The organism is Streptomyces sp. R21 (assembly GCF_041051975.1).
In the GTDB taxonomy this organism is placed as follows: domain Bacteria; phylum Actinomycetota; class Actinomycetes; order Streptomycetales; family Streptomycetaceae; genus Streptomyces.
Genome location: NZ_CP163435.1, coordinates 2474896 through 2489728, shown reverse-complemented (window position 1 = coordinate 2489728; position 14833 = coordinate 2474896). Strand labels below are relative to the sequence as shown.

12 protein-coding genes and 1 pseudogene are annotated in these 14833 nt (G+C 68.6%); 5 read left to right on the top strand and 8 right to left on the bottom strand.

Translation table 11 applies throughout. The annotated features are described in order from the left end of the window. Nucleotides 1-32 precede the first annotated feature (32 nt). Nucleotides 33-1634 (top strand): carboxylesterase/lipase family protein, encoded by a 1602-nt coding sequence (locus tag AB5J56_RS11235; RefSeq protein WP_369232542.1) that lies wholly within the window; start codon nt 33-35, stop codon nt 1632-1634. Between the two features lie 125 nt (nt 1635-1759). Here the strand turns inward: AB5J56_RS11235 and AB5J56_RS11230 are convergent, their stop codons facing one another. From AB5J56_RS11230 to AB5J56_RS11215, 4 genes are all read right to left on the bottom strand, one after another. Further along, nucleotides 1760-2824 carry a LacI family DNA-binding transcriptional regulator gene (locus tag AB5J56_RS11230; RefSeq protein WP_369232541.1) on the bottom strand — a complete coding sequence of 355 codons (1065 nt, stop codon included), beginning with the start codon at nt 2822-2824 and terminating at the stop codon, nt 1760-1762. Nucleotides 2825-3081: 257 nt separating this feature from the next. Further along, nucleotides 3082-4029, bottom strand: a complete 948-nt coding sequence (gene mmuM / locus AB5J56_RS11225) for a homocysteine S-methyltransferase (RefSeq protein ID WP_369232540.1) — start codon at nt 4027-4029, stop codon at nt 3082-3084. Nucleotides 4030-4396: 367 nt separating this feature from the next. Next, nucleotides 4397-4657 carry a hypothetical protein gene (locus AB5J56_RS11220; RefSeq protein WP_369232539.1) on the bottom strand — a complete coding sequence of 87 codons (261 nt, stop codon included), beginning with the start codon at nt 4655-4657 and terminating at the stop codon, nt 4397-4399. 308 nt (nt 4658-4965) lie between these two features. After that, nucleotides 4966-5124, bottom strand: coding sequence for a hypothetical protein (locus AB5J56_RS11215; protein ID WP_369232538.1), 159 nt, complete (start codon nt 5122-5124; stop codon nt 4966-4968). Nucleotides 5125-5289: 165 nt separating this feature from the next. Here AB5J56_RS11215 and AB5J56_RS11210 point away from each other — a divergent pair, with 165 nt between their 5' ends. Further along, on the top strand, nt 5290-6342 hold the full coding sequence (locus tag AB5J56_RS11210) for a hypothetical protein (protein ID WP_369232537.1): 1053 nt from the start codon (nt 5290-5292) through the stop codon (nt 6340-6342). 598 nt (nt 6343-6940) lie between these two features. On the opposite strand, the gene AB5J56_RS11205 is transcribed toward AB5J56_RS11210, so the two are convergent. After that, nucleotides 6941-7462: a hypothetical protein gene (locus tag AB5J56_RS11205; RefSeq protein WP_369232536.1), complete on the bottom strand. Its 522-nt coding sequence runs from the start codon at nt 7460-7462 to the stop codon at nt 6941-6943. Nucleotides 7463-7774: 312 nt separating this feature from the next. Between AB5J56_RS11205 and AB5J56_RS11200 the strand changes: the two genes are divergently transcribed. After that, nucleotides 7775-7981: a hypothetical protein gene (locus tag AB5J56_RS11200; protein WP_369232535.1), complete on the top strand. Its 207-nt coding sequence runs from the start codon at nt 7775-7777 to the stop codon at nt 7979-7981. 1092 nt (nt 7982-9073) lie between these two features. Here AB5J56_RS11200 and AB5J56_RS11195 read toward each other — a convergent pair. The 3 genes from AB5J56_RS11195 to AB5J56_RS11185 form a co-directional block, all read right to left on the bottom strand. Then, nucleotides 9074-9520, bottom strand: coding sequence for an SRPBCC family protein (locus tag AB5J56_RS11195; RefSeq protein ID WP_369232534.1), 447 nt, complete (start codon nt 9518-9520; stop codon nt 9074-9076). Between the two features lie 423 nt (nt 9521-9943). After that, nucleotides 9944-10441 carry a hypothetical protein gene (locus AB5J56_RS11190; protein ID WP_369232533.1) on the bottom strand — a complete coding sequence of 166 codons (498 nt, stop codon included), beginning with the start codon at nt 10439-10441 and terminating at the stop codon, nt 9944-9946. A gap of 182 nt (nt 10442-10623) precedes the next feature. Beyond that, nucleotides 10624-12744, bottom strand: coding sequence for an autotransporter (locus AB5J56_RS11185; RefSeq protein WP_369232532.1), 2121 nt, complete (start codon nt 12742-12744; stop codon nt 10624-10626). Nucleotides 12745-12969: 225 nt separating this feature from the next. Here AB5J56_RS11185 and AB5J56_RS11180 point away from each other — a divergent pair. Beyond that, nucleotides 12970-14016, top strand: a pseudogene (locus tag AB5J56_RS11180) (family 43 glycosylhydrolase); the annotation flags it as partial. A 36-nt stretch (nt 14017-14052) separates the two neighbouring features. Continuing rightward, the gene (locus tag AB5J56_RS11175) at nt 14053-14832 is read left to right on the top strand and encodes a glycoside hydrolase family 43 protein (protein WP_369242495.1); all 780 of its coding nucleotides are present in this window, start codon (nt 14053-14055) and stop codon (nt 14830-14832) included. Nucleotide 14833 lies beyond the last annotated feature (1 nt).

The window sequence follows — 14833 nt, the reverse complement described above, 5'->3', positions numbered from 1 at the left end:
GGCGCGGTGCTGAGTGAGGAGCTGGTGGCCGAATGGCGGTGGACGCGGTGAACTCGCAGGATCCGGTGGTCACCACCCCGTACGGAGCGGTGCGTGGCCGGTACGAGAACGGGATCGCCGTCTTCCGCGGCATCCCGTACGCGGCGCCCCCCTTCGGCCCGCGCCGCTTCCGGCCCCCCGTTCCTCCCGGGACCTGGGACGGAGTGCGCGACGCGGGTGCGTTCGGGCCCACACCGCCCAAGCCGCCGTACTCCGAGGCGTTCGCCCGTCTCCTGCCCGACCCCGTCGTGCCCGGTGACGACTGCCTCAACCTGAACGTGTGGACGCCCGAGCCGGGCCCGGGCGCCCGGCTGCCGGTCATGGTGTGGATCCACGGCGGCGCGCTGACCCGCGGCTCCTCGGCCGTCCCCGTCTACGACGGACACGCCTTCGCCCGCGACGGCGTCGTCCTGGTGTCGGTCAACTACCGTCTGGGCGTGGAGGGTTACGGCCTCTTCCCGGACGCCCCCGCCAACCCGGGACTGCGCGACCAGCTCGCCGCCCTGGAGTGGGTGCACGAGTCGATCGAGCGGTTCGGCGGCGACCCGGACCGGGTGACCGTCTTCGGCGAGTCGGCCGGCGCCATCAGCATCGGCGCGCTGCTGGCCACGCCACGCGCAGAGGGCCTTTTCCACCGGGCCGTCCTGCAGAGCGGACCGCCGGAGGCGGCGGAACGCGACAAGGTGCGCCGGATGGTGCGCCGGATGGCCACCCGGCTGAAGATCCCCGCGACCGCCGAGGCGTTCGCCGCCGTCGACCGCGATCTGCTGCTGCGCACCCAGGCCGACGTCGGCAAACTCAGCAGCCCCGTCCTCGGCGGACCCGCCTTCGGCATCGTCGTCGACGGCGACCTGGTCCCGCGCGATCCGCTGGAGGCCCTGATCGAGGGCGGCGCCGCGCCTGGCGTCGAACTGCTGCTGGGCTGGACCAGCGAGGAGTACCGGCTGTGGCTGGTGCCCGGCGGCCTGCACGAGCGCGTCGACCGGCTGGGCCCGGTCGCCCTCGCCGGCGCCATGGCCCGCTGCCACTGCGGCACCGAGGTACCCCGCGGCTACCGGATCCTGCACCCCGACGCCGGCACCGCCGACCTCGTGGGCCAGCTGGTCACCGATCACCTCCTGCGCGTCCCCCTGCACCGCCTCGCCGATTCCCGCCAAGTGCCGTGCCACGTCTACGAGTTCGCCTGGCCGTCGAACGTCCCGGACCTCGGCGCCTGCCACGCCCTGGAGCTGGGCTTCGTCTTCGACACTGCCGCAGTGCCGGAGTCGGCCAAGCTCGCGGGCGAGGGCGCCCCGCAGGAACTGGCCGACGCGATGCACTCGGCGTGGGTGCGGTTCGCGGTCGACGGCGACCCGGGCTGGCCCGCCTGGGACGCCTCGCATCCGGTGGGCGTCTTCACCGCCGGAGAACCCACCGTCGTACGGGGTCCGCGTGACGGCGAACTCGCGCTGTGGGAGGCCGAGTCGGCGAGGCTCGCCAGCTCTCCGCAAACCACACCGGCATCGGTCCCTGTTGCCGGTCCGCCGACGCGTAGTACGGCGCCGCTGTCGGTCGTACGGCGTCTTCGGCGCTCCGGGGAAGCTCGGCGGCCGTGAGGGGGTGCTGGATGGTGGTCGGCGCGCTGTGCGGGGGTGAGGTTCGGAAACCGGTTTCCAAGGGGGACCGGTATCTGGGAGTGACCGGTTTCCGGAGGTGACGGCTTTCCGAAGGTGACCGGCTTCTACTGGCCTCCCGGAGCCGCCACCGAGTCGCGGACCACGACATGGGTGCCGAGGAGCAGGTGCTCGTTCGGCGCGTCGGGGGTGCGGCCGAGGGCGGTGCGGACGGCGAGGCGGCCGAGTTCCTCGTAGGGGACGTGGACCGTGGTCAGCGGGGGGTGGAGGTCACGGGCGTACGGGATGTCGTCGTAACCGGCGAGCGAGACATCGGCCGGAACCTGCAGCCCCGCCTCGTGCAGCGCGGTCAGCGCGCCCGAGGCGACCATGTCGGTGGCGGCGAACACAGCGGTGAACTCCAGCCCCTGGGCGAGGGCTTGACGCATCAGACGGTGCCCGGAGTCGCGAGTGAAGTCCCCGGACAGCCGCAGCGCCGGGTCGGGGTCCATGCCGCGGGCCCGGTGGGCGGCGAGATAGCCGCGCTCGCGGCCCTGCGCCGTGCTGTTGTCCGGCTTGCCCCCGAGGAAGAGGACCCGCTCGTGGCCCTGGGCGAGAAGGTGCGCGCACAGGGCGTAGGCGCCGCCCTCGTTGTCGTACTCGATGACCGTCACCGGTGTCCCGCGCTCCAGCGGTGGCCGCCCGCACAGAACGAGCCGCGACCCGGCCGAGGCGAGGGAGTTGGCGATGCGCGCCATGCGCTCGCGGTACTCGCCGGTGTCGGCGGCGCCGCCGACCAGGATCACCGCCGCGGCACGCTGGGCGCGCATCGTCTCGATGAACTCCAGCTCGTGCTCGGCGTCGCCGTCCGTGCTGCACACCAGGCACAGATGGCCGAGCCGGGTCGCCTCGCGCTCCACGCCGTGCGCCATGTGCGCGAACGACGGGCCGGTGATGTCGTCGAGCACGAACGCCAGCGTCGGGGTGCCGACTCCCGCGATCGCCTTGGCGCGGGCGTCCGCGACGTAGTCCAGCTCACGGACCGCCCGCATCACCCGCGTGCGGGTCGCCGTGCTCACCGGGTAGTCGCCCCCGAGCACGCGCGACACCGTCGACGCGGACACTCCCGCGCGCGCCGCCACGTCCCTGATCGTGAGCCGTCCCCCGGCCTCCACGTTGCTCTTCCTGGTCATCCCCGCGCCCCTCTCCGCCACCCCGGACGACGCCTTGGTCCGCCGCCCGGCCCACCCCTCGGGAACTGCGGCAACACGAGGGCAACCGGTTCCCGAGGCGGAGGCTAGCAGGGGGAGGGTGCGGGGGAGGAGGGCTGGGGAAAGAGGTGACGGGGTTCGGACGGGGTCCGTGTCGCACGGGAGGGGTTCGGCCGCCTGCGGGAGCCGTTCGGACCCCTTGGGCCCCTTGCGGGATCCGTCTTCCTGACCCCCTCGCCTCAGCTCTCTCCCATGTCTCCCAGTGCCTCGGAGATCCCCGCGATGGCGCCCGGCCCCACCCGGCAGCACCCCCCGATCAGCCGGGCTCCACCGCTCCGCCATCCCGTGACCTGCTCGGCGGCGAAGGTGGAGCGCCCCGCCCAGGCACGGGCTTGGGCATCCCAGGTCTCTCCGCTGTTGGGGTAGACGACGACCGGCTTCCCGGTCACCCGGGCGGCGGTCTCGACGGCGCCGTCCACGTCCTCGGGCGTGCAGCAGTTCACGCCGACGGCGAGGACCTCGTCGGCGTCGGCGGCCAGAGCGAAGGCCTCCTCAAGAGGCTGCCCGGCCCGCGTACGGTCACCGGCGACGCTGTACGACAGCCAGGCGGGCACTCCGAGGCCGCGGATCGCCCGCAGCAGGGCCTCGGCCTCGTCGGCATCCGGCACGGTCTCCAGGGCGAGCACGTCCGGGGCGGCCGCGGCGAGCACCTCCAGACGCGGCCGGTGGAACCGCTCCAGCTCGGCGACGCTCAGCCCGTACCGCCCCCGGTACTCCGACCCGTCCGCCAACATCGCCCCGTACGGCCCGACCGACGCGGCGACCCACAGCGGCCGGGCGACACCCTTCGCGTGCGCACGGCGGGCGGCCTCGCGGGCCAACTCGACGCTCAGGCCGAGGAGTTCGGCGGCCCGATCGGGCGAGATGCCGCGCTTGGCGAAGCCCTCGAAGGTCGCCTGATAACTGGAGGTGATCGCCACATCGGCGCCCGCCTCGAAGTACCCGAGATGCGCCTCGACGATCGCCTCGGGCCGCTCCGCAAGCAACCGCGCCGACCACAACTCGTCACTCAGATCATGGCCGGCCGACTCGAGCTGGTTGGACATGCCGCCGTCCAGCACGACCGTGCCGGTGGCGAGGGCATCGGCGAGGGTGCGCGGGCTGTCGCTGAGGGTGTCGCTGCTCATGTCATGACGTTAGTCGAAGGGGAAGGACGGGGCGGATTCTGTCCGTTATGTGGGCGGAATGCCCATGATGTGGGATCCCCAGGCCCAGGAGACGGGGTGTCGGGATCGTGCGACCGCCCTCCTGAAGAGGGTGTCGCAGGGTCGAATCCTGCCGGGGGCACCAGTGCAAAGGCCCCGGACTGATCTTGGCCCGGGGCCTTTGACATTTACAGCTGACATCAACGAGGGCGGTCACTGAGCCCGGTACCAGGCAAGGTGTCGGCGCCTGGGCCCGTCAGGGAACCGGTGGCGGATTCGTCAGTGATCTCAGGCAGCCGATGCACTCGAGGCTCTGATAGGCGCGGCCCAGTGCAGCACGCCATGCAGTTCACCGCGCGGTTGGTCGCGACCGCTTCCAAGCGCGCCACGGCCGAGTGATGATCTCGCGGTAGGTATGGTGCGACGGGTGCCGACCGCAGTGCTGCAATACCCAGTTCTGGGGTTCGGCGAAGTCCTCGCTCGGTGGTGACGTCTCGCCGTCCACGACACACTGCATGGCATACGTCGTCGGCTCGGCGTCAGGTTCACGGTCGGGTTGGAGCGTCCAGGTCTCGTACCGCAGAACCGCTCTCGTGCTCACAACCCCCACCTTCCGTTGGCCACTGCCACCTTGGCCCTGATCTCCTCCGCCTGGGTGGGCTCACGCAGATGCTCAGCCGGGACGTCCCATTCCTTGCCGCCCTGCGGAGGCCGAAGCTGGACGTATGGACCTTCGTGTCCCATGACGACGCCAACTTGATCATTGCGCCCGTTGCGCCCGAGCGCATGAGCCCATCCCTACGCCGGCGCCCCGGTAGCGCCGAACAGGCGAAGGCCCCGGCCGTATCGACCGGGGCCCCGCTCATGTGGTGTCCTGTTGTCGGATATAGAGGTGCGCCCGCCCACCGGGCGCATGCCTCAGCCGATCGTCACGCTGACACCGTTGGCGATCACGATCAGTACCACCGCGATGACGCCCGCCGTCACCAAGATGCTGATCAGGCGGACCGTCCGGCGCTCCTCCTTGATGGCGAACCGGACGGTCCGCCACCACTCCTTGCCCAACTTCAGCTTCAAGCCGCTCACCTCCCCTGATCCGAAGCTGAGTTGAGCTTCAAGCATGGGTGAGGGCGTTGGTCGCTGGCGTACGCTATGGGGCTCAAAGGAACGTGGTGAACCGTAGTGCACCGTGAGGGTGGCCTCACAGGGGGCGGGGGCGAGTTGGCCGGATCGGCAAGTAGGGTGATCGAGATCCCGGACACGATTCCGCCTGGGCCGTTGCGTACCTGGCTGGAGTGGCTGCGTGAACTCCGCAGGCGTGCTGGCACACCGGCGCTGACGGTTATCTCCGACGCGACGGAGCAGCGGGGCCAAAGGGTGAGCGTCGCTACTATCCGTAGGCTCCTGCGCGGGGAGACTGTCAACGATGGAACCGGCACTGCTGTCGCGTACGCGTTGGCCGAGATGGATTTGCGGCCCGGGGCCAACAGGCCCTCAGCGGACTGGGACGCGTTCGACGTGCAGCTCACGTCGCTGCTGAACGCCGCTCTCGTAGCCCATTCGCAGGGAACTGTTCACGTGCAGTCGAACGCTGACGTGTCGATGCAGGGGCCGGTCGGCACAAGCGTGCTACCGAGGGCCCGTCGCCTGCCGATCTCGGCGCCGGTTTCGCAGAGCCTGGGTCGAGAGTCGATGATCTGGCACGTGGTCGGCCCCAACGGTAAAGACCCGTACGAAATGAGTCCCCCTTCCGACACGATCATTGAAATTATGCGTTCGCTGCGTGACGTCAACAACCCGGGACGCTGGGCGACCCGGTTTTTTGAACTCGTTCTCGACGACGAGGAATCGTTCGCAGAAGCCATGGACAAGGAATACCCGGGATTTTTGCCGACCGAATCTGAAGTTACATTGGCCGTGTTTGAGGGGTTTCGAGAGGCGTTCGTTAGCGAGGAGGGGATCTACCTCGCCCGTCTACAGCGTGGCGAGATGGCGTACGACAGGTTCAGGCATCCGATCTTCGGTGGAGAGGGGCGCGTCGTCATGCTGCTGTGCAGCCAACGGGTAGGCACCCCGGAGTCAATAACTCATCGCTACAGTAGTCAATCGCTGCCCAGGCTCCCCGGGTACGGCGAAACCTTGGTTGTGGAGGTCGTAGGCCGCGTGAGCCCCGTGATCGACCATCTTCACCGCTTAGTGACCCGGTATCCGGCTCCCAGCCTTCCAGAACTGAGGGACGCGCTTTATGCGGCGCCTGGAGTGTGCCGAACGTTCACCTGGGGCCATGTCCGGTAGATGTCCGACTCGGTCGTACGACGGCGGTCGCGCGATGCCGAGGAACAAGCCGAAGCGACGGCTAGCCTTGGCCTCCATCAGCCGGAGCGCCGCGTAGTAGGCGAGGGAGAAGACGGCGACGAGGGCCTGGGACAGGGCCTGTTCATCCACGTGGATGTAGATGCGGGCGAGGAGCGCGGCCACCCAGCCGACGATGACGGGGACGGCGGTGCGCCACAGGCTGCACAGGACGTCGTAGGCGTTCATATCGAGGCTGCTTTCGTTTCCAGCGGCGCAAGGCGCCCTACTTAAAGCGGTGATCAACGCGACTGCTGTACAGCAGCGGAGTACAGCAACCACCGTGGCCGCAGGTGACCGCCAAGGGCCGTCAGCGGCCGACCGACCAGCCCGCTGGCCCCTGATGGTGCCCCTCCCGCCGAGAGTTCGAGACGAAGAGGTCGTGCCAGACCCGTGCCAGATCGTGCGGGGGGCCACGGGGAACACCGGGGGAAACAGTTGACGACCCACCAAGCGCCCACTCCGCTCCGCCACAGGTCAGCAGAGCTCCCGCCCCTAGAGCACCCAAGCTTCCCAAGCTGAGAGCTCGGGGACCTGATGTCTATGTCTCACGCTCGGCCTGACGTGCTACTTCAATGAACGAGTCAACTGAGGCCAGGTAGGCGTCGACGGCTCGGCGAAAGTTTTCGGCCTCGCGTATGTCTCTCTCGACGACGATGAGGCAACCGTAGGCTTCGCCGGAGGCCGCGTGGACTGCCTTCGCCGCCGCTATCGGCTCGGGGCGGCATTCCAACGAGACGACGGCCAGAGAACGCAGGAAGGGCCTGTATGAGTCCCGCAGTTGATCGCGAAGCTCTGTGAGCGACACCGCCCGCGTCTCTTGGTTCTCCACCTCGAAGTACTTGGGGATCCTGAGGTACAGGATCCCCATCTCATTGGCCTGCTCGATGAAATCCAGCTGTGTGGCTCTGCGAGCCTCGCGCTCCCGGGCGACGTGCGCGGCTTGGGCGGCGGCTTGGGCCTGGATGCGAGCAGCTTGGGCGTTGCCCCTGTTCGTCACCCAGCTGGCGACCACCGCCGTGGCGGCGGTCACCACGGCCACCCACAAAGCGCTGTTGTCCATGATGCACAGTGTCTGTGCCCCCGACTGACTTGCACAGAGTGCGCCGGCTCCAGGGCTCGCGCGGGTGGAGCATGAAGCGAGGGGGTTGGTCAGAGAGAGCGGCTACCCGGGCCATGGCATCGAAGCGAGGATCCGCTTCCAGGGCAACCACATCACAACTGCCCACCCTCAGACGGCCTCACACCGTTCAACGCGGACCGTCTCTGGGCCGCCTGGCTGACTGTTATCGGCCGATGCCCACGGAAGCACTGTTCTCGCCCAAGGCATCAGGGTAGTCACGCAGCCGAGAGCGATGGCCACAAGAAAGAGCTATTGGGTGCCGGCATCCGTAACACGCACTATCAACCCGCATACGACGCAGCCTCGAACATCTGCTCCAGCGTCTTCGATACGATCCCCGTAGACCTCCACGACGTCGTGCACGAGGCAGCCATGGCCGGATATGCGGCCGCGCTGAGCGATCTGGATGAAGGCAAGCTTGACGACCAAGTTCGAGAGCGGTCCGAGATCATCGAGTGATACTCCACGCCGCGGGCCGTCTCAGTTTCCGTCTCATTCATCAGCGTTCACGGTCGTTCAGGCGAGACCCGGAGCTGTCCCCGTTTCGGGGGTCAACCGCTCATGAACCCAGGTGAACGCTCCCGAACGACGCCCAACACTCCACCGCCACAGTTGGAAAGCGTGTTGGCTCCAGGTTGACCTCGGACGCAGGTCCTGAACCCGCCCGTTGAGGCTTCAGTGACGGCGTGTGTCGTCCCAGGGAGTTGGATCTCTCGCATCAGGCTGAGGCCCCCGGTGTCGCGAGCCTCGTCCGGCAGCGGTCCGTGGAGCCGGCACGTGGTGGGAACCTTCGATTGGAAGGCGACAGCATTGCCTTCTCTTGCATGGGTGACAATTGTCGTCACCCGATGACAATTGACACATGGGGCGACTGGACCTTGGAATCAAAGGTGGCATGCTAGGGTCCGTGGCAGGCGGCATGTCAACGGCCGACAAAAAGGCCACCCGCTTGCCTTGGAGGACGCGCGGGTGGCCGAGTCCCCAACGAGAGTTAGGAACCGATGCCATTATGGACCAGCACTCTAAAGATCAGCGGACGCCTGCCTCACTGATCGTGACGGGAGTCGCTTACATGGCTGCACTGACAGCAGGAGTCGTGTTGATCAGCACGGGTCAGACCACGCCAGCTGAAGCGTCCCTGTACGTCGCCCCGTTCCTCGGTCTCTATGAGCACATGACCTCCCGGCGATAGTCCGCGGGTGGTTGCTGTACAGCAGCCACAGCAACCGACCATGGCCAACAGGCACCCTGAGAGGCCGAACGGCGACCTCTATAACCCCTGTTGACCGATCTCTGTAGAGCTACGGGTCAGAATTTCTGACATCCACGGCTGATATCAACGACGCCGGACGGAGGCGTACACCAGCGACTCTGTCCGGCCGTCGCATCAGCCGACGACAGCATCCGGAGCAGGCTCGGGCTCGGATAGAACTCCAAAAAGCAGGTGTCGCAGGTTCGAATCCTGGCGGGGGTCAAGGAAGAGGCCACCAACCGACATCGATAGGTGGTCCTTCACGAGCAGTGAACCGCCTCGGGTGTTTGCAAGGTGCCTCACACGGTCGCGTCATGCTCGCGCACCGCGATCCGAGCCAGCTTCGTCAGCATCATGCCGTTGCGGACCGAGACGAAGTAGTTCACGGGGAGTCCGTGCATCCGGGTGCCGGGGCCTCGGAGGGGGTGCCAATCGAGGGTGAAGAGGGTGTGCTCGCCCCAGGGGGTCAACTTCATGGCGATGCGAGCCGCGCCGAAGGGATCTGCCTTCGCTTCCAGTTCCAGACGGTGTCGCGGTTCGGAGATCCGGACGACGCAGGTGTCGTCGAGGGTCAGAGGGCCCGCGCCGACGCGGACTTGAAGTCGGGCACCGACGTCTGGCCAATGCGGGTCCGCGGCGAGGACCTGCTGGGTTCCTGTCACCCACTCCCCGTAGCGGTGGCCGTCGGACAGCAGGCGCCAGACTTCGGCTGGCGAGCTCAGGATCAGACAGCGGTTCCGGGCCATGATCACGCTCCTGGAGGATGGGCAGCCTGGAGGCGCCCCCCGGTCATGGCGTCCCCGGGATCAGGACGCCCGGCGCAGCAGGCGCTCTGCAACGGTGAAGCCCTGCGCGGGAACCCGGCCTCTCCTCGGCTCGACGGGCGGGTCCGGTGCACCGGGTGGTCTCTCCGGCCGTCCCGCGGGCTCGGCTTCCAGCGTCATGCCGACCGCCCCGCCTGCACAGTCCGACAGGTCCAGACGGGTGAGTCGACAGCCGGGGATGATTTTGCCCCGGCGGACGTAGAGCAGCAGCGCACGACGCATCCCATTGCCTGACATCGGCGAATGGCATCGACAGTGGCGGACGACGGTGGACCGGGCCTGTCCTACGAGGACCGGCGGCCTGCGGCGTCCCCCTGTAGGACGCCGTGAGCGAGGGCCTGGCAGTCACGCTCCGCGGCGCTGCTCCTGAACGGCGTTCATGAGGTTCTCGATGGCGGACTGGGTGTCGCGTTCACTTCCGCCATCGATGGCTTCCAGAGCGGCGGCCGCGGCCTCGCGAATGGGGTGGGGGAGTCCCTCGGCGGCTGTGAGGTAGTAGGCGGCCTTACGGCGCGCCACGCGCTCGGCGGTGTCTACCGCGCCGGGGCCGGACAGCGGAAAGACAGCCGCGCTGTATGCGGATATCCCCAGCACCGTCATGTCCGCGATCCCGTCGGCGTACCCGAGCGCGGCGGCCTTCCCGTGGCCTTCCCGGATGGTTGCGATCATTCGACGGCGGGACAGGACCGTGCCCAGAGCGGCGCCGCCTCCCAGGGAAAGGGCGCAGGTAACGGCGAGGAACGGCCCGTCCCAGGCGAAGCCGGTGAATCCTCCGAGGACCGCGAGCGCGACGGTCCACCCGGCTGCTGTCCGGGAGCTTATGTGCTCGGGTGTCGTGTCCATGGTGGCAGTGTCCCAGCCGGTACAGCGAGCACCGGCGCGGGGTCGACCGCCGGCCTCAGACCTTGGGCAGCCGGGGCGAAGACGGGAGGCATGCCGCGCCGTTGAGGCGTCGCGCACCGCGCGGGAATCTCGATCACCGGCGCCATGGCGTGGTCGCAGGACGCCGACCACCGCCGTCCGCGCTACCCCTTCGACACATGCCGCCCGCCCCGCCTCCGTCCCCCGCCCCGCGTCCGCCGGGTCGCCGGGATCAGGAGGCCGCCCAGCAGTCCGAGCCCCAGGGCGTACGGCCACCAGCCGAACCCCTTGGCTGCGGCGGAGGCGCCCGCGGCGCGGGTGTCGACCTCCGACGTTCCGGGCGCCGTGTTCGCGCGGGTGGTCGCCGAGGGGCTCGCGGTGGTGGCGGTGGTCAGGACGACGTCGTTGCCGTCGCCGCCCCGGTAGGTGATGCGGTACGTGGTGTCGGCGAGCTTGACCTTGGCGCCTTCGCGCAACCCGGTGAAGGTGCCGGTGGTCTTCGTGGCGCCGGTGTGGTTGAGCACGGTGATGGTGCGGGAGGGGGACGGGGTGGATCCGGCGGTCGCCAGGTCCAGGTCCCCGGCCAGGCGGACGGCGCCGGTCACCTTCAATGGCCGTCCGCCCAAGACCAGTTCGCCCTTCGGGGTCTGCGTGTAGGAACCGGTCACCGTCGGTCCGCCCGCGACCTCGCCGTCGTTGGTCACCGCGCCCTGGACCGTGCCCTTGCCGGTGAGCGAGGTCGCCACCCGCAGGCCGGCCTTCCGTGCGTCCAGCCGCGCTCCGGCCGAGGTGAGCCGGATCGCCCTGCTATGGGTGAGGGAGGCGCCGGAGGCGAGGGCGAGGGTGCCCTTCGTGATCGTCGTCGTCCCCTTGTACGTCACTTCGCCGCCCGTCAGGGTCGTCGTCGCGGCGCCGGACTGGGTCAGGCCGCCGGTGCCGCCAAGTCGCGACAGGGAAACGGGAGTTGACGTATTGCGGACGACGAGCGTGCCGTTGTTGACGATGGTGCGCCGTACCGTGCCGGTCATCAGCGAGCCGTCGCCGCCGGGGGAGCCCGAGCCGAGCCGCAGCACGGCCCCCTTCTCGATGGTGGTCGAGCCGTCGTAGTGCTGCTTCGCGGCAAACGTGACGTCGTTGCCGGACGTCCCCTTGATCACGACGTCCCCGGCGCCGGGCGCGGCGAGCGTGTCGTGGTATCTGCCGCCGCCGATCGGGGCGCCCAGCGTGACGGGGCCGTTGTAGGCGAAGGTCAGCAAGGAGCGGCGTCCGCTTGCCTCATGGAGGTTGATGTAGACGGTGTCGGCCGTACCCGGCATGAAGATCTTGTGGGTGGTGCCGTCGCCCCACTGGACGTTCGCACCCTCGATGTTGGTGCCGCGCTTGTTCAACTGGTGGGCGATGGCACGCCAGTTGATGCTCGGGTCGCTGAGTGACGGGTCCGTGTCGCCACCTCGGTCGCTATAGCTGTACTGGCCGGTGAGCACGACCTTGCTGCCGGGCCGGGTGTGCACGTTGACGTCACTGCCGTACTCGCGCTGGTAGAAGTCCTGGCGCAGGGTGATCGTCTGGTAGAGCGGGGTGTCGATGATCCAGGAGCCCTGGTTCAGGACGGCGCGGGCGTTGGGCAGCGCCACCGGGTACTCGGGGCGGCCCACCGCCATCCCGGTGCCGTTGTCGATCACTCCTGAGAAGGGGTGGGTTCCGGCGAGGTCGAGCGTGCCCCACATGTTGCGCGGCTGGGTGACCAGGCCCGAGCCGCTGATGGTGCCGATGTTGAAGGTGCGGGTGAGCGAGAGGCGCAGGGTGCCGTCGACGCGGACGTTGAGCTGGTTGAGCTGATAGCCCGGGGTGCCGTACGGGAAGTGGCCGATCAGGCCGGTGCCGCCGCCCGTGCCGTACTGGAGGGTCGCGCCGCGTTCGACGGTGATCGCGGGCGGATCGGGGTTCGTGACCGTCGTGTACGGGTGGTTGCCGCCCTGCGTCCGCACGCTCTGCCGCTGTCGGGACTTCGGGAGCGTGAAGTCGCTGTCCTTGGTGAGGATCAGCGTGCCGCTGCCGCGAACGGTGAGCGTGCCCTCGCCGTGGATCACTCCGTCGTACGTGGTGGTCCCGGCCGGCACGGTGACGACCGCGTCGCCGGTGAGCGCGACGTCCCGGTCGGCGCGGACCGCCGCGGTGACGTCCTGGGTCCCGGCCGCCCGGGCGGTGGCGGGGACGGTGATCGTCAGGGCCACCGCCGCGAGGGCGCCTGCGGCGGCTGCTGTGGTGTGGGGGAGGCTGCGCACGCATAGGAGACGGAGGAAGGGGGCCGCCGATAACAGAAATTTTCGGTTCCCCTCAGTCGCGTCCGACCCGTTGACCTCCCCGTAACACGCACTTACCTTTTCGGCGTTCGGAATGTCAGATGACGTACGACATGTCGAACGAATCGCGTCAAAGCTGTCAGCCGTCCCCCTTGCACCTCGTCGTCCCCTTGCCCCCTCGTCCCCCACCCCCGAGAGGCCCTCCGCATGAGCCGCGTTGACGACCTGCCCGACGTCCCCAGCCGCAGACTGGTGCTGAAGGGCGCCGCCCTGGCCGCGGGCGCGCTCGTCGCTGTCCCCGGTGTGGCCGAGGCCCGCACCGCCTCGTACCCGAGCCCCCTCGTCCGCAACCGCGCCGACCCCCACATCCACCGGCACACCGACGGTCACTACTACTTCACGGCCACCGCCCCCGAGTACGACCGGATCATCCTGCGCCGCTCCCGCACCCTGCGCGGGCTGGCGACGGCCGACGAGTCGGTCATCTGGAAGAAGCACACGAGCGGGCCCATGGGCGCGCACATCTGGGCGCCGGAGATCCACCACATCGACGGCAAGTGGTACATCTACTTCGCCTCCGCGCCCGCGAACGACGTGTGGGCCATCCGCATCTGGGTGCTGGAGAACGACAACGCCGATCCCTTCAAGGGGAGTTGGACGGAGAAGGGGCAGATCAAGACGGCCTGGGAGACCTTCTCCCTCGACGCCACGACCTTCGAGCACAACGGCACGCGCTTCCTCGCGTGGGCGCAGCACGAACCCGGACTGGACAACAACACCGGTATCTTCCTGTCCGCGATGGCGAACCCATGGACTCTGACGGGACCTCAGGTCCGGCTCACCACACCGGAGTTGGACTGGGAGTGCATCGGCTACAAGGTCAACGAAGGCCCGTCGGTCATCGCCCGGGGCGGCCGCCTCTTCATGTCGTACTCCGCCAGCGCCACCGACTACCACTACTGCCTCGGCCTGCTCACCGCCGAAGCGGACAGCGACCTCATGGACCCGGCGAGCTGGTCCAAGTCGCCCACCCCCGTCTTCACCAGCAACGACACGACGAAGCAGTACGGCCCGGGCCACAACTGCTTCACGGTCGCCGAGGACGGCCGCACCGACGTCCTCGTGTACCACGCCCGCCAGTACAAGGAGATCGTCGGCGACCCGCTGAACGACCCCAACCGCCACACCCGTATCCAGAAGCTGGGCTGGCGCGAGGACGGCACCCCGGACTTCGGTATCCCCGTCGCCGACACCCCCGTCCGCAAGCCCGCCGCCACCAGCCGCTTCACGATGACGGCGTTCACCAACAGCAGCGAAAGCAACCTGTACGTCTACGAGTCCGCCGACGCGCTGACGTACTCCCTGCTGAAGGGACCGGCCTACACCCCGCCCGCCGGCCTGATCCGCGACCCGTCGCTCATCAAGCACTCCGACGGGTACTACTGGATCGTCTACACCACCAACTGGACCGGGAACACGATCGGGTTCGCGCGCAGCAAGGACCGTACGAGCTGGCAGTTCGTCGCGAACCACACCCTCCCGACGCCCGGTCTGGCCCGCACCTGGGCGCCCGAGTGGTTCGTCGACCCGGCGAACGGCAGCGTGAACATCGTCGTCGCGCTCGACACCGCCAACAACTCGGTCTTCCGGCCGCACCTGCTCACCGCGAGCGACTCCTCGCTCCTCAACTGGTCGCTGCCGAAGCCGCTTTCGGGCCTCGACAACGCCAACTACATCGACACGTTCGTCGTCCGCCACGGGGGCAAGTACCACGCCATCACCAAGCAGGAGACGACCAAGTATCTGGAGCACGCGGTCGCCGACCGGCTCGCCGGGCCCTACACCTTCACCGGCACGGGCGACTGGGCGGGCTGGGGCAGCTGGCGCGAGGGCCCGGCCCTGGTGCGCCTCGACAACGGCGGATGGCGGATCTATTTCGACGGCTACGCGGAGAAGAAGTACTACTACAGCGACAGCCTCGACGGGCTGCGCACCTGGACGCCGATCCGCGCTTTGCCCGGACTCTCGGGCTTCGCCCGCCACTTCACCGTACTGAAGGAGAGTGTGTGAG

What these genes read in the sequence shown, in the direction of transcription:
- AB5J56_RS11230 (WP_369232541.1), bottom strand. Translation starts at nt 2,824, where the DNA reads ATGACCAGGAAGAGCAACGTGGAGGCCGGGGGACGGCTCACGATCAGG.
- AB5J56_RS11205 (WP_369232536.1), bottom strand. Translation starts at nt 7,462, where the DNA reads ATGGACAACAGCGCTTTGTGGGTGGCCGTGGTGACCGCCGCCACGGCG.
- AB5J56_RS11235 (WP_369232542.1), top strand. Translation starts at nt 33, where the DNA reads ATGGCGGTGGACGCGGTGAACTCGCAGGATCCGGTGGTCACCACCCCG.
- AB5J56_RS11190 (WP_369232533.1), bottom strand. Translation starts at nt 10,441, where the DNA reads ATGGACACGACACCCGAGCACATAAGCTCCCGGACAGCAGCCGGGTGG.
- mmuM (WP_369232540.1), bottom strand. Translation starts at nt 4,029, where the DNA reads ATGAGCAGCGACACCCTCAGCGACAGCCCGCGCACCCTCGCCGATGCC.
- AB5J56_RS11175 (WP_369242495.1), top strand. Translation starts at nt 14,053, where the DNA reads ATGACGGCGTTCACCAACAGCAGCGAAAGCAACCTGTACGTCTACGAG.
- AB5J56_RS11195 (WP_369232534.1), bottom strand. Translation starts at nt 9,520, where the DNA reads ATGGCCCGGAACCGCTGTCTGATCCTGAGCTCGCCAGCCGAAGTCTGG.